This window comes from Actinokineospora xionganensis (genome assembly GCF_014323725.1).
Lineage (GTDB): Bacteria > Actinomycetota > Actinomycetes > Mycobacteriales > Pseudonocardiaceae > Actinokineospora > Actinokineospora xionganensis.
On the sequence record NZ_JABVED010000008.1, the window covers coordinates 169288 to 184563 of the forward strand.

Genomic DNA, 15276 nt, shown 5'->3' on the forward strand with positions numbered 1-15276 from the left:
GACCCCTGTGCCGTGCTCCGCCAGAACGTCAGGAAGCCCACCATGATTCTCCGGCTGGAAGACCGCGGCCCAGTCCGTTTTCGCCGCACCTGTGTCGTGCTGGCGGTGCTGGTCGCCCTGCTCGGGTCTGGGCTGGTCGTGCCGGAACTGTTCGGCCCGAGTCCCACGGCCGGTGATGCGAATTCCGCCGTGACGGCGCCCGAGCACCCCGAGGGCACGTCTTTCAACCCGAATCAGATCAAGGACATCAAGGCCGCTGATCCGGCTGCGAACGTGAATCTGATCGCGCCGCCGTCGGCGAACAATTCCGGCGACGCGCGGTTGTCGTTTCCGTTCGAAGTCCCGAAAGGCCGGGCTGATCTGCAGCCGACCCTATCGGTCGCCTACAGCTCGGGAGGTGGGAGCGGCTGGACCGGCGTCGGCTGGGACGTCTCCACCCCGGCTATCACCCTGGACACCCGATGGGGCGTGCCCAGGTATCACACCGGGCTGGAGACGGAGACGTACCTGCTCAACGGCGAGCAGTTGACGCCGGTGGCGCACCGTGGGGAGTTGCAGGCCCGCACGAGCGAGAAGGTGTTCCACACGCGGGTGGAGGGCCAGTTCGATCGGATCGTGCGGCACGGCGACAGCCCGAAGAACTACTGGTGGGAGGTCACTGACAAGTCCGGCACCCGCTCGTTCTACGGCGGCGCGGCGGACACCACGGTGACCGACGCGTCCGGCAACGTCGGCATGTGGGCGCTGCGTGAGGTGCGCGACACGCACGACAACTTCCGGCGCTACCACCACGCGAAGGTGGCCGACGGGGGTACGGCGAACTCGGCGGTGCCGGGGACCAACCTCTACCCGGCCAAGATCACCTACACCGGCAGCGGCGCCACCGAGGGGCGCTACTCGGTCACGTTCATCCGGGACCGGGAGCGGGGTGAGCCGCGACGGGGTGATGTGCAGGTCGACGCCCGGCTGGGATTCAAGAAGGTGACGGCCGATCTGCTGCGCCGGGTCGAGGTGAAACTGGACGGCGATCTGATCCGGGCCTATGAGCTGAACTACCGCACCGGCGCGTACGCGAAGACGCTGCTCGCGTCCGTCTCGCAGTTCGGCGAGGACAACCAGTTGTTCACCACACACACGTTCGACTACTTCGACGACGTGCGGGACACCGCGGGCAACTACAACGCTTTCGCCGCCGCCGCGGAGTGGGCGGTGCCGGACGACGACCTGGGCGTGAACATCCGCGAAGGCGAGGCGTCGGCGATCTCGGCGAATACGACCGCCGGGTTCGGCGCGCACCTGTTCGCCGGATACAACGTGCAAGGGCTGCCGACCAAGGAAGGCTCGGTCGGGTTGAAGGTCGGGTTCAACGCGGGCCAGTCCGACGGACTGGTGGCATTGGCCGATGTGAACGGCGACAACCTGCCGGACAAGGTGTTCCGCAAGAACAACGAAGTGTTCTACCGGCCCAATCTGGCCAAACCCGGCGGTGAACCGAAGTTCGGCGACACCCCGGTCAAGCTGGCGAACCTGCCGGGAATCTCGACCGAACGCACGTTGTCCGGCACCATCGGCGTCGAGGCGTACGTGCTAGCCACGTCGGCACAGCTGGATTTCGTGGGCACCACGACCACGTCGGACCGGTTCTTCAGCGATGTCAACGGTGACGGCATCGTCGACCTGGTCAACAACGGCGGCGTGCTGTTCGGCTACCTCGACGCCAACGGCCTGCCCGCTTACAGCGCGGACTCCGGTCGGACCCCGGCGCCGATCGGGGGCGGTGCGGTGACCGGCGAGATCGTCGGTGACCAGACCGCGCAGGTCAACCAGCAGGTGGACAACTCGCCGCTGCTGGACTCGGTGCGGCGCTGGGTCGCGCCGTTCAACGGCACGGTGCGGGTCGATGGCCGAGTGCGGTTGACCGAGGACACGTCCCCGGCGCGGGCCGCCTACACCAAGGCCGACGGTGTGCGGGTCACCATCCAGCACAAGGACACCGAACTGTGGGCGCAGCGCATCGGCCCGGAAGACCACATCGAGTTCGCCCCGGCCAACGTGGCGTCGATCCCGGTCAAGAAGGGTGAGGCGCTCTACTTCCGCACGCAGTCCATTCTGGACGGCAAGTACGACACGGTGGCGTGGGACCCACAGATCACCTACACCGACATCGCCGCGAGCGCGGACGTGAACGGACTGGCCAACACGGTCTTCAAGGCGTCGAGCGACTTCACCTTCGGCGGCAGGCCGTCACTGGTGACGGTCCCGGTCACCGGCACGCTGCGGCTCACCGGCGACGTGGTCAAGAGCAAGGCCACCTCCGACGACGTGACCGTGGAGATCACAAAGGGCAACGGGGTCCACGCCCCCGCGACCGTGTTCACGAGGGTGCTGCCCGCCGCGTCGACCGGGACCACCGCGATCGACCTCAGCATCCCGGTCAGCATGTTCGAGAAGATGTCGTGGCGGGTGAGGTCCGACTCGCCGATCGACGCGTCCGCGCTGTCCTGGGTGCCCAAGGCCCACTACACGACGGCGCCCGGGGTGGAGCGGCTCGTCGACGACACGGGCCAGCCCACCCTGGTGATCAACCCCCCGTTCGACATGGACATGTTTCCGGCGAACACCCTCACCGCCCCGCAGCAGACCTACAAGGTGACCAAGACCGGCCAGTTGAAGGTGCGGCCGAAGGTCAGCTTCCACTTCGGCCTGTTCGGTGACAGCAAGATCGCGTTCACGGTGAAGAAGCGCGGCGGGCAGTTGCTCGGCAAACGGGTCTTCGCGGCCAAGGACACCTACTTCGGCGGCCAGAACCTGGACCTGACGGTTCAGGCCACCGCGGGCGACGAATTGTTCATCGACTACTCCACGACCGATTCCAGCCTGCTCGGCATGCTCACCGGGCAGTCCGCGTCGGCCACCTACGACGTGTCCTCGCCGTGGCCTGCGTTCCACGCCGCGCCCAGCGCCATGCACGGCTCGGTCGCGCAGGGGGCGTTCGCCCAGCCCTACCGCGGGTGGGGTGTCATCGGTTACCAGGGCAACCGGGACCGCGCCACCCAGCCGATCAAACAGGCCGAACTGGTGCTGGACCAGAGCTTCAAGGACGCGCTGCCCAAGGAACCCAAGGAAGCCGACGTCGCACCGTTCGCCGCGAACCCGCGGGTGGCCATGCCGCGGCTCGCGGTGTTCGCGCCCATCCCCGCCAAGGGCGGCTGGGCCGCGCAGGACGACTCCTCCTGGGTCACCGCCGCGATGGCGACCAGTTCGCGTCTCGGCGCCGACACCATTGACGTCGTCACCGACGCCGACGTGGCGGGCGACCGGGCGGTGATGCGCCGCGGCGTCACCGGCCAGGTCTCCGCCACCCTCGCCGCAGGCCCGTTCGGGGGAACCGTGGTCGGCGGCATCACCGCGGGCTCGGTCGACTACCTCGACCTCAACGGCGACCGTTTCCCCGATGTCGTCGGCGCCAAGGAAATCCAGTTCTCCGACGCCACCGGTGGACTCGGCGGCGGGCGCGGCACCCTGGGTGGCAACGTCCGCGAAACGGACAACGTCTCCGGCAACGTGTCGTACTCGGCGGGCAGTGAGTCCGCCACCATCGCCAGCGCCCTGGGCATGTCCGCGCCCGACGCGGGCACCAGCGCCAACACCTCCTCCACCGGCTCGGTCCAACCCTCTCTCGGCATCGGCGGCAGTCTGGGGGGTGGCGAGTCCGACACCCGCCTCGAACTGATGGACATCAATGGCGACGGGTTGCCGGACAAGGTGTTCGGCAACGGCGACGCCCAGCTGAACCTCGGCTACTCCTTCGCCCCGCGCGAACCGTGGTCGCCCGGAGCGATCAACGACGCGTCGAGCCGCAACGTCGGCGTCAACCTCGGGTTCAACGTCGACCGCTACGGCTTCGCGGGCGGTGTGTCCGCCGAGTTGGGAACCTCGTTCACCAACGTGAGCATGGTGGACCTCAACGGCGACGGCCTCACCGATCGGGTGTTCACCGACGGCGCCAACGCGATCAAGGTCGCCATCAACACCGGCACCGGCTTCACCGCCCCCACCCCGTTCCGGGGCAGCTTCTCCGACATCGCCGTCGACAAGAACGCCAGCCTCGGCGCGGGCGTCTACTTCACCGTGGGCCTGCCCACCCCGGTCGGCGTGTTCGTCTTCAACCCCGGCGCCAACGCCTCCATCGGCATCGGCCGCGCGGAAGTCAGCCTCCAGGACATCAACGGCGACGGGCTCGCCGACCACGTCAGATCCACCCGCGACAACCAACTCACCGTCGCCACCAACAACACCGGCCGCACCAACCTCCTCCGCAGCGTGTCCCGCCCGCTGGGAGCGAGAATCGACCTCGACTACACCCGCACGGGCAACACCACCGACATGCCCGACTCCCAGTGGGCCATGACCAGGGTCGCCGTGTTCGATGGGCTCGCAGGCGACGGTGCGGACACCACGGTGACCACCGTCAAGTACGAGAACGGCAAGTACGACCGCTACGAGAGGGACTTCAACGGCTTCGGCACGGTCACCACCGAGATCCGCGACCCGGCCGCGAGCGAGGCTCTGTACCGGACCGTGACCGACGAGTACCGCACCGACGGGCAATACACCAAGGGTCTGCTGACCCGGACGGTGACGAGGGACGGGGCAGGCAAGCCGTACAAGGAAACGGTCAACACCTACCAGCTGCGCGATGTCGCCACCGGTGGTGACGCCGCCCCGGGGTCCGGCACGGCGACCGCGGTGCCGTTGCTGGCTCGCACCGACACCCGCTGGTTCGAGGGCGATCCCACGCCGCGGAAGTCCACCCATGTGGAGATGTCCTACGACGAGTACGGCAACCTGACCCGGTCGTTCGACGCCGCCGACGACGGCACCGCCGACGACGTGGAAGCCCATTTCGAGTACACCGCGACGGACCAGGCCTGCCGCGACCGCAACATCATCGGCACCGCCCGCGTGGTGTGGGAGAACCGGGCAACCCCGTTCGAGTACCTGCGCTACCGCGATTCCACTGTGGACTGCTCTACGGGCGCCATGACCCAGCTGCGGGAGTTCCTCGCCGAGGACGTCTTTGCCACCACCGACCTGGAGTACTATCCGGACGGAAACCTGAAATCGGTGACCGGCCCGGAGAACAAGACCGGCCAGCGGTACAAGCTGGAGTACGGCTACGACACCGTGGTCGGTGTTCATATCGAGTCCGTCGTGGACAGTTTCGGCTACCGCTCCAACTCGACCCACAACCTGAAGTACGGGCTGGCGGACCGCACAGTCGATCAGAACAACCAGCAGGTGCTGCGCTCGTACGACACGATCGGTCGGCTGAAGACCGTCACCGGCCCGTACGAGATCGGCACCGGCCGGGTGACCATCGACATGGAGTACCACCCCGAAGCCGCCGTGCCGTACGCGATCACTCGGCATGCCGACCGCGCCGCGGCCAGCCTGCGCACCGACACCATCGACACGGTGTCCTTTGTAGACGGCCTGAGGCAGGTCGTGCAGACCAAGAAGGACGCCTCCGTCGCGGCCACCCCGGGAGCCACCCCGGCGGCGGTGATGATCGTCTCGGGTCGGACGAAGGTCGATCTCCTCGGTCGGATCGTGGAGATCTACCAGCCGGTCACCGAGGCGAAGGGCCCGGCGAACACCACGTTCAATCCGGCGTTCGATTCGGTGGCGCCGACCCGGGATTCGTTCGATGTGTTGGACCGCAAGACCAAGATGGTGCTGCCGGACAACACGACCACTCAGTTCGCGTTCGGGTTCGGGCAGGACCGTGGCGGGGTGACCCGGTTCGAGAAGATCGGCACCGACGCCAACGGCAAGCAGCGTCGCACGTACACCGATGTGCGCGAGTTGACCACGGCGGTGAAGGAGTTCAACCCGTCGGGCGGGCAGCCGGTCGTGTGGACCAGCTACGAATACAACCCGCTGGGCGAGCTGACCGCGGTGACCGACGACAAGAACAACGTCACCCGCGCCGAGTACGACGGGTTCGGTAGGCGCACCGTGATCGACAGCCCGGACAACGGGCGCACCGAGACGCGCTACGACATGGCGAACAACATCACCGCCAGGATCACCGCGAACCTGCGCGCCGCGAGCAAGCAGGTCGAGTTCGACTACGACTACACCCGGCTGAAGGGCCTGCGGTACCCGACGTTCCCGGCCAACAACGTGTCCTACACCTACGGCGCCCCCGGCGCGGCGGACAACACCGCCGACCGGATCTCGGAGGTGCGTGACGCGGCGGGCACGATCACCCGCGGCTACGGCGCGCTGGGTGAGCTCACCCGCGAGACCCGCACGGTGTCCCTGCCCAATCAGGCCGCCAAGTCGTTCACCACCCGATGGACCTACGACTCGTTCAACCGGGTACTGCAACTGACCTACCCGGACAACGAGGTGCTGACCTACGACTACGACACCGCGGGCCTGATCAACAAGGCCGCCGGTGTGAAGAACGGCACCAACTACACCTATGTGGCTCGACTGGACTACGACAAGTTCGGGCAGCGGCTGCTACAGGAGACTGGAACCGGCGTCCGCACCACCTACACCTACGACCCGGCCGACCGACAGCTCGCCACGCTGAAGTCGAAGCTGGCCAACGGAACCAGCTTCCAGGACATCAGCTACACCCGCGACGCCACCGGCAACATCACGAAGCTGGCCAACGCCGCCCCGGCGGGCGCCATCGGCGGGCCGAGCACGCAGACCTTCGGTTACGACGAGCTCTACCGGCTCACCTCGGCGAGTGGTGAGTACATCGGCGGCGACAGCAAGCCGAACCGGTACACGCTGGCGATGGGGTACGACTCGATCCACAACGCCACGTCGAAGGTCCAGACGCACACCATCACCGGCAGCCAGTCGCAGTTCACCCTGTCGTCCTACGACAAGGGCCGGCCGCTGGGCCCGATCGAGCCGGTCGAGGACCCGTCGAACCCGACCGAGGTGCAGGACGCGACCAGCTACACGTATCCCTACACCTACGACTCCGGCAGGCCGCACGCGCCGAGCCAGGTTGGACCGATCGCTCACGGGTATGACGCGAACGGCAACCTGACCGACACCGTCAACACCGCGACGGCTCCGGCGAAGCGGCGCCAGTACGTGTGGGACGAGGACAACCGTCTCGCCTGCAACGACGACCACGCCACATCGACCCTCACGCAGGACCCGGCCGGGTGCGCGAACGCGACGGTGAAGTATCTGTACGACGCGAAGGGCGACCGGGTCGTCAAGCAGGGCGACGGCACCACGATCTACCCGAACAACAACTACAGCGAACGCGATGGAACCGGGTACAAGCACATCTTCGTCGGCGACAACCGCCTCACCACCAAAACCGTCGACACCAGCGGTTCGGTCGAGTCCGACCAGCACTACTTCCACGCCGACCACATCGGCTCAGCAGGCTACCTCACCGACAGCCAAGGCCAACTCACCCAGCACCTCGAGTACTTCCCCTTCGGCGAGACCTGGGTCGAGGAACACGCGGGTGGCTCGACCGGCGCACCAGTCCCCTACAAGTTCACCGGGAAGGAACAAGACGAGGAAACCGGCCTCAACTACCACGGCGCCCGCTATTACAACCCCAGAACCCAACTCTGGGCCAGCCCCGACCCCGCGCTGCCCGACTACTTCGACAGCGAGGCAGGCTCCGGCGGGATCCACGAACCCCGCAACCTCGCCGCCTACACCTACGTCCACAACGACCCGCTCGAGCTGATCGACCCGGACGGCAGACTCGGCATGCCCAAGATGCCGAAGATAAAGATGCCGTCGAAGCAAACCCTGAAGAACTTCGGCCACACCGCGCTCGACGTGGCAGGCATGGTTCCGGTGGTCGGCGAGGCGGCGGACGTGGCCAACGCGGGCTGGTACCTGGCCGAAGGCGACAAGACCAACGCCGCCCTGTCCCTGGCCGGAGCGATCCCCGGCGCGGGCAACGTCGCCACCGCCGCCAAACTGGCCAACAAGGCAGTCAACGCCGCCGACACCGTTTCCGACACGGCCAAAGCGACCGACAAGGCCGTGGACGCGGGCAAAGCCGCCCCGAATCCCCCGACAAAGGCGGGCGCACCGAAGCCCGACTCTCCGGGCCCGAAAACGGCAGCCGAGAGCTGTTCGTTCGCCGGCACCACGCTTGTCCTAATGGCAGACGGTTCACGCAAGCCCATTCAGGACGTCGCGGTTGGGGACATAGTCGTCGCCACCGACCCAGAAACCGACGCGCAAGAAGCGAGGACGGTAGAGCACGTCTTCGTGCATGACGACACCGTCATCGACCTGCTCGTCAACGGCGAGGTCATCACCACCACCGAAGACCACCCCTTCTGGTCGGTAACGGATCGGAAGTTCGAGCGTGCCGACGAACTCGAGTCCGGTGAGCTGGCCCTTGCCGCTGACGGTCGTGAAGTCACGGTGTCCGGCCTCCAGCGGGACACCGCGCACGAGGCGCCCGCCTACAACCTGATGGTGGAAGGGATCCATACCTACCACGTCGGCGAGCACGACTTACTTGTTCACAACACATGCCGGAAACCGGTCAAGGCCACCCGGGACGCCGCCGACGCCAATGCCACGGACAGCAACGGCAATATGACTTGCGGGTACTGCGGCCAGTCGATGACGACCACGGCAGGGTCGCCGAACTCCAGGGAGTTCGATCACCGGACGCCACACACGCAGGGTGGTGGGCGGGACATCGACAACATTGACGGTATCTGCCGCACGTGCAACCGGGGCAAGGGCCCGCTGACACCAGTAGAGTGGTTCGGGACGGGGCGCATGCCTTTGCCGAAACAGTGGCATCAAGGGACGATATGAGCGAGCTGATGCCCGGACTTGCCTACGGGACCAAATCTTACGTCTGCACTCATGTGTTCGCCGGTTCCCGGCCGGTGCTCTATGTGACCCGGCCGGACGGCTCCTGGTGTGCCTTGTGCGGAGATAACCACCCAGATGATCCGGCCTACTATCGCGTCGTGGGTCTTGGGCACGTCGTGGACCTGGATCCAACACTGTCGGCAGTCCTCGACCTGCAGCCAGACGAAGAGGCTGAGCGGCCTGACGTTGGCGGGCCGTGGACCAGATCGCGTTGCTAACCCGGATCTTTCGCACGACCAGGAACCCGAAGGTCAGCTCATGTAGTTGATCTCTGGTCGTCAGCTCGTCGTCGCTTGTCGGTGTGGATCAGGGTGAGCTGGACCCACGTACCGGGCAGGGTGGGCGAACGGGCACCAGACCTGACCCGACCCAGGCCGGCGTCGACCCCAGAGACCACTGGGTACCGGCATCGTCGGTGAGTTGGGCCAGTTGAAGGCGCCGAGAGTGGGGTCGTAGTGGCGGGCGCCGATGTCGGTGAGGCCGGTGGTGGTGTTGGTGGGTTTGTTGAGGAAGCCGCGTGTGTCGGGCCACGGACTGTCGTGGTTCGGTGCGGTCGAGCAACCGCAGGCACCTCGATCGAAGATCGTCATCCTGTAGTACCAGGGGGTCCAGGCACGGGGCTGCAGGCAGGAACACCTCCGTCAATGGCTCGCCGCGGTGCTCGCCGACCCAGGCGATCACGGAGTTGAGCAGCCGTGGGCCACGACCAGGCGCGGCCCGCGATGATCGAGGACCGCAGCAGGCCTGTCGCCTTTCCGCAGCCGGTCCGCGGTCTCGACGCACCTGCCGAACCGCTGGCGACGCAGGAGCCGACCGATCCGATCGAGTCGCGCGTATCCCGGCACGCTGCCTGATCTGACGGGGTCGACGCGACCGGCACGGCGGGGTCGCCGTTGACACGGAAGGCGGCACCGAACATTGTCTGAGCGTGTCGGATCAGACGGGTGGTCACCGGTTGCCTCGATCACGGACATGACCTGCCGCATCCGGGTCGCCCGGGGATCGCCGACTTCGCGGTAGAAGAGCAACCCGTCCACGCACAGCAGCAAGGCCGCAGGGTCAGCGCCGTCATGCGACCGGCGTGGCAGGCCAGTCGCAGCCACGGGATCGGGTCAGCCGCCGGGTGGTGGTAGACGACGAAGAAGGCCCAGTCGAACGCCGTGTCGCCCAGCGTCGGCAACAGGTCGAGGAATACCGGGTCGCCGCGATCGTCGAAGGCGATGATCTCTCGGTAGAGGTCACCGTGCAGCTGTCGACGCTCGCCAACGGCCACGTGATACCCGACGTTGGCGCGCCGAAACTGCGCAAGTTGTCCGCTGACGATGTGGACAAGTGGTTGGCCGAGAAGGCGAAGATCCTTTCGACGCGCACGCTGCAAGACGTCCGCCCAATCCTTCAACGCTCAGTCGCACGCGCTCAGGCCCGAGACAAGGTCAAGCGGAACGTCGTGCTGCTCCGCGACTTGCCGACCGGTCAGCCGGGGCGACCGTCGAAGTCGTTGAACTTCGACCAGGCGGAAGCCTTGTTGGCCGCGGCTGAGGTCAACGACTCGACTATTGGGTGCCTACATTGTCGTGTCTGCTGTCCGGGTGCGTACCGAGGAAATGCGTCCACTCACATGGTCGCACGTCGACTTGGCAGGTAGCCCGAAGGCGGAACCGCCTGTTCCGCCTCACGTCATGGTGTGGCGGTCGGTCCGTGCGGGTGGGGATACCAAGACCAAGAAGTCCAAGCGGTCGCCGGCCCTTCCGCAGCGATGCGTGGACGCGCAGAAGGCGCGGCAGGCAGCAACGCGCGCAATCGCCGGGGCACGCTGGCAAGAGCACGGCCTGGTGTTCGCGTCCGAGGTGGGAACGGAGCTGGACGCTCACAACATCCGGCGTGCGTTCGCCGGGTCGCCACGCGGGCCGGTCTCTCGGCTGCGAACTGGACGCCTCGCGAATTGCGGCACAGCTTCGTCTCGCTGCTCTCCGATGGCGGTATACCGATCGAGTAGATCTCTCGCCTCGTTGGACACAGCGGCACGTCGGTGACCGAGCAGGTCTACCGCCATCAGATCCGGCCCGTCGTGCAAGACGGTGCGGACACTATCGACCGGCTGTTCCCCGGTTCGGCGGCTTAGTCAGGCAGTTAGTCAGGCAGGAAAGAAATCAGGCCCCATCCGTCTTGCATGGATGGGGCCTGACCTGCGTGGGCGATACTGGGATCGAACCAGTGACCCCTTCGGTGTGAACGAAGTGCTCTCCCGCTGAGCTAATCGCCCGCCGCGGCTGGGCCGCGTCGTTGGGGTAGACATTACAGGGTCGGGTGGATCATCCAAAAATCGGGGATCGCAACCAGGGCCAGTCGATGCCGACCCAGCCGCCGATCAGGGCAAACCCGTTCAGCAGCCAGATGGTGACGACCACGATCAGTCCCGTCAGCAGCAGGACGAGGATGCGGACCGCCAGGTTCTGGCGGCGCAGCCAGTCGGTCCAGGCGTCGTACTTGCCTCGGGCGTAGGCGAGGACTCGGTGGGCCCAGGTGAACTCGATGGCGAGGATCGCGAGGCCGCCGAAGACGACCAGCCAGCCGGGGCCGGGGTACGGGATCATGACGATGCCCGCGATCAGCACGATCCCGCCGACGACGCCGACGCCGACCCGCCAGATCGTGCGCGTGGTCGCGTTGCGGTCGGCCCAGTCGGGACGCATCGGACCGTCTTCACGAGTGTCGCTCGTCACATGATCCACCTTTCCGGTGTCGCCCCCAGTGTGCAAGACCGTCCGCGGGGCGGCAGGGTGACGCGCGTGACCTGCGGCGACGTGGTACTGCACACAGGGTCCTGGCGACGCGCAGGTCAGCCGCACATTCGAAAACTGGGAATTGTCAGTCGGCCAACAATCAGGTGTCGGGCGCTACCACCTGGGCCAAAAACCAGCCAGTATGGAGGGGCCTCGACAAAGTTCGTAACCGAACGAAGCGGCACGACCGCCCTGCGCGAACGACAGTGGCCCAGATGGGTGACAAAGCTCCATCCGGCGTCCTAATCGTCGTGCTGGAGCGTCACATGTATGGGACTCAGTCGTTTGGCTGGGAAGGGAGCAGAAGGGTAGCGACGATGCGAAACGATCATGTCACGCTTCGGTCGACAGCGGTGTTCGACCTCTTGGCGCCGAGGACCCCAGCGGTCCCGGTGAAGGTCGAGCTGCGCTACGACACGCGTGACCCGTACGCCGTCGTCGCGGCGTTCCGCACCGGCCGCGCCGGTTGGGTCGAGTGGGTCTTCGCCCGCGACCTCCTGGCCGACGGCCTCATCGCCGAGGCGGGGGACGGCGACGTCCGCATCCGCCCGGCGGTCGACGACCCCGAGGTCGTGGTGATCGAGCTGAGCTCCCCGTCGGGCCACGCCGTGTTCGAGGCATCCGCCCAGGAGCTCGCCGACTTCCTCGACCGCACCTACGACGTCGTCGTCCCGGGCAACGAACACCTCTGGGTCGACGTCGACGAGGCGCTCACGCACTTGATCTCCACCGACCTGACCTGAGGGAACAGGCCGAAGTAGACCCCCGATTTGGAAGGTCGAAGACGCGTCCGATAGAGTTCCACTCGTACCAAAGCGGAGGGAACAGGGCGCGAACAACGGCCCACAGTACCGAAAATTTGGGACTGCGGACGTGGCGCAGCTGGTAGCGCATCACCTTGCCAAGGTGAGGGTCGCGAGTTCGAATCTCGTCGTCCGCTCGCAAGTCGATCGGCCTCTGCGCCGGTACTCGAAAGTCTCTTTCGAGGTTCTGACGGAGTGGTCCTATCGGACAGTTCTGTCATGGCGGAGTGGCCGAGTGGCTTAGGCAAGGGCCTGCAAAGCCCTGTACACGGGTTCGATTCCCGTCTCCGCCTCGGGCGATTAGCTCAGTGGGAGAGCACTACCTTGACACGGTAGGGGTCACTGGTTCAATCCCAGTATCGCCCACCAGTTTACAGCTGGTCATAGGCCCTGTTCCTTTATGGAACAGGGCCTCAGCTGTTTTCAGGGGAGCTTGAGCGATGATCGTCGGTCAGGACATCCACATGGTCCCCCGCGACACAGTGACCGATGGCCGATAGGACCCGGACGATCCGCCGGTGCCGTCGGTGAAGCTCGGAAAGCTCCGGCGATAAGACCCAGATCCATAGCCGTTCCTGCCACTCCGAAAGTCGCGGCTTACGTCCACCTGATGGAGTGAGCGGTCAGGCGTATCGGCCGGCCAGTTCCGTGCCGATCCGGGCCAATTCGGCTTGGACGGCGGGCGGGTCGAGGACGTCGACCTGGGTGCCCCAGCCCGCGAGGTTGCGGGCGAGGTCCAGCGGGGTCGGCGCCGCGATCCGCATCCTGGAGCGGCCGTCGTCCAGGTCGGCTTCAGTTTCGCGGTGGCGGCCGAAGTGGTCGCGCAGGATCGGCACGTAGCGGGTCTCGATGAGAACCGTCGCCCAAGTGCGGGACCGCCGTTGTTCGACCTCGCCGACGACCTTGTCCCACGCGGTGGCGAGGGTGAAGTCGTCCGGGCGTTCGGCGGGCTGGTCGGTCGGCTCGGCCTCGACGATCCGGTCCACCCGGAACGTCCGCTGTCCGCGTTCGGTGCCCGCGAGCAAGTACCAGATGTCGTCCTTGTCGACCAGGCCCCACGGATCGATCAGTCGTTCCGAGCGCTCGCGGGCGCCGCTGGTGTAGATCAGGCGGACCTTGCGGCCGCGGACGACGGCCGACTGCAGCAGGTCGACCATTTCCGGTCGGCGCCGGTCGCGCTCGCCCCACCTGGTCGGGTCGATCATCGTGGCGCCCGCGGCGGCCTCGGCGTCCGCGCGGAACGTCGGTGGCAGCGCCCGGACGAGCTTGCGCAGCGCGGCTTTCGCCTTGTCGGACACAGCGGCGGCGGGGCCGACGAGCAGGAACAGAGCCTGCGCCTCGGTGGCGGACAGGCCGCTGAGGTCGGTGCGGGCTCCCCCGACGAGTGACCAGCCACCGCCGCGGCCGGGCTGCGGGTACACCGGGACGCCCGCCGCTGACAGCGCCTCCAGATCGCGGCGAGCGGTGGCGACGGACACCTCCAGTTCCTCGGCCAGTTCGGCGGCGGTCACCCGTCCGCGGGACTGCATGAGCAAGAGGGTGGCTACAAGTCGGTCGGCTCGCATGTCCCCCACCTTCTCCAACAAAGTGCTCAGTGGATGAGCACTTTAGGCGGCAGGATGGTTCTTGTCACCGAATGAGAGAAGGAAACCGCCGATGCTGCGAGGACTCACCACCGTCAGCTTCTTCGCCGACGACGTCCCGGCCCGCCGTGGCCTGGTACACCAAGCTGCTCGGCGTCGAGCCGTACTTCGCCCGCCCGGTCGAGGGAACGCCCGTGTACGTCGAGTTCCGCATCGGGGACTACCAGCACGAACTCGGCATCGTCGACAGCCGCTTCGCCGTGCACACCAAGCCGGACGCGGCGGCGGGCCCGGTCACGTACTGGCACGTGGATGACGTCCAGGGCAGCTTCGGCCGGCTGCTGGCCCTCGGGGCGACGGTGCACGAGAAGCCGATCGAGCGTGGCCCCGGATTTCGTCACCGCGTCGGTCGTCGACCCGTTCGGCAACATCCTGGGCGTCATGTTCAACAAGCACTACCTGGCAGTCCTCGACTCCCGGACGGAGGCCTGAGATGAACACCTTCACCGCGACCAGCGTCGCCGAGTGGCGGGCGTGGCTCACCGAGCACGGGCAGTCCGAGACCGAGGTGTGGCTGGTGATCCACCACAAGGACAGCGGCCCCCCGAGCCCCCGCTATCACGAGGCGGTCGAGCAGGCCCTCTGCTTCGGCTGGATCGACGGCCTCCACCGCAAGCGCGACGCGAACACCTCACAGCTGCGGTTCACGCCACGCAAAGCGCGGAGCACGTGGAGCCAGGTGAACCGGGACCGGGCGGCGGCGATGATCGCTTCCGGGAAGATGACCGCTCATGGGCAGGCGGTGATCGATAAGGCCAAGGTTGATGGGACTTGGGAGGTCGTCCTGGATTCGGGGCTGGCGGAGGCCCTTGTGCGCAACGCGGCGGCTCGGGAGAACTTCGAGAAGTTTCCGCCGTCTTCGAAGCGGTTGATCATGGAGTGGGTTGGTGGCGCCAAGCGGGTGGAGACGAGGGTGCGGCGGATTGAGCGGGCGGTCGAGTTGGCTGCGGTGAATGTTCGGGCCAATCATCCTGGGGTTCGTGCTCGCGGTTGATTGCTTCTCTGAGGCGGGATTCGGGTGGGGTGCTTGGTTGGGGGGGGTGGGGCGCGCTCCTGCGTCCGCCGTTCGGTTCTGCCACTTGCGTTTCGAGAGGGGTGGGCCGTCTTCGGCGCGGGCCGTTCGGCTCTGTCCCCTTGGCG

General features: G+C 66.7%; 6 protein-coding genes, 4 tRNA genes and 1 pseudogene. 8 read left to right on the forward strand and 3 right to left on the reverse strand.

Translation table 11 applies throughout. The features are described from left to right. The first annotated feature begins 42 nt into the window (after positions 1–42). Together GPZ80_RS15940 and GPZ80_RS15945 are read left to right on the forward strand one after the other, a co-directional pair. Entirely contained in the window at positions 43–8847 is an 8805-nt protein-coding gene (locus GPZ80_RS15940; RefSeq protein WP_187221150.1) for a SpvB/TcaC N-terminal domain-containing protein, read from the forward strand. 1141 nt (positions 8848–9988) lie between these two features. After that, positions 9989–10552, forward strand: a complete 564-nt coding sequence (locus tag GPZ80_RS15945) for a hypothetical protein (protein ID WP_187221151.1) — start codon at positions 9989–9991, stop codon at positions 10550–10552. A gap of 546 nt (positions 10553–11098) precedes the next feature. On the opposite strand, the gene GPZ80_RS15950 is transcribed toward GPZ80_RS15945, so the two are convergent. Together GPZ80_RS15950 and GPZ80_RS15955 are read right to left on the reverse strand one after the other, a co-directional pair. Continuing rightward, positions 11099–11170 (reverse strand) — tRNA-Val (locus tag GPZ80_RS15950). Between the two features lie 49 nt (positions 11171–11219). Next, positions 11220–11630, reverse strand: a complete 411-nt coding sequence (locus GPZ80_RS15955; protein ID WP_312880356.1) for a TIGR02611 family protein — start codon at positions 11628–11630, stop codon at positions 11220–11222. 377 nt (positions 11631–12007) lie between these two features. On the opposite strand from GPZ80_RS15955, the gene GPZ80_RS15960 reads away from it, so the two are divergent. The 4 genes from GPZ80_RS15960 to GPZ80_RS15975 all read left to right on the forward strand — a co-directional run bounded on the left by GPZ80_RS15960 (position 12008) and on the right by GPZ80_RS15975 (position 12862). After that, positions 12008–12433, forward strand: a complete 426-nt coding sequence (locus GPZ80_RS15960; RefSeq protein ID WP_018687187.1) for an SsgA family sporulation/cell division regulator — start codon at positions 12008–12010, stop codon at positions 12431–12433. 124 nt (positions 12434–12557) lie between these two features. Further along, positions 12558–12630 (forward strand) — tRNA-Gly (locus tag GPZ80_RS15965). A gap of 84 nt (positions 12631–12714) precedes the next feature. Further along, positions 12715–12786: transfer RNA gene (locus GPZ80_RS15970), tRNA-Cys, on the forward strand. Between the two features lies 1 nt (position 12787). Beyond that, positions 12788–12862, forward strand: a tRNA-Val gene (locus GPZ80_RS15975). Between the two features lie 254 nt (positions 12863–13116). On the opposite strand, the gene GPZ80_RS15980 is transcribed toward GPZ80_RS15975, so the two are convergent. Next, a complete protein-coding gene (locus GPZ80_RS15980) occupies positions 13117–14058 on the reverse strand; it encodes a helix-turn-helix transcriptional regulator (protein ID WP_187221152.1) in 942 nt (313 codons plus the stop codon). 91 nt (positions 14059–14149) lie between these two features. On the opposite strand from GPZ80_RS15980, the pseudogene GPZ80_RS15985 reads away from it, so the two are divergent. Together GPZ80_RS15985 and GPZ80_RS15990 are read left to right on the forward strand one after the other, a co-directional pair. Next, positions 14150–14568: pseudogene (locus tag GPZ80_RS15985) on the forward strand (VOC family protein). Between the two features lies 1 nt (position 14569). Beyond that, complete coding sequence (locus GPZ80_RS15990) at positions 14570–15130, forward strand: YdeI/OmpD-associated family protein (RefSeq protein ID WP_187221153.1); 561 nt, start codon at positions 14570–14572, stop codon at positions 15128–15130. Positions 15131–15276: the final 146 nt, after the last annotated feature.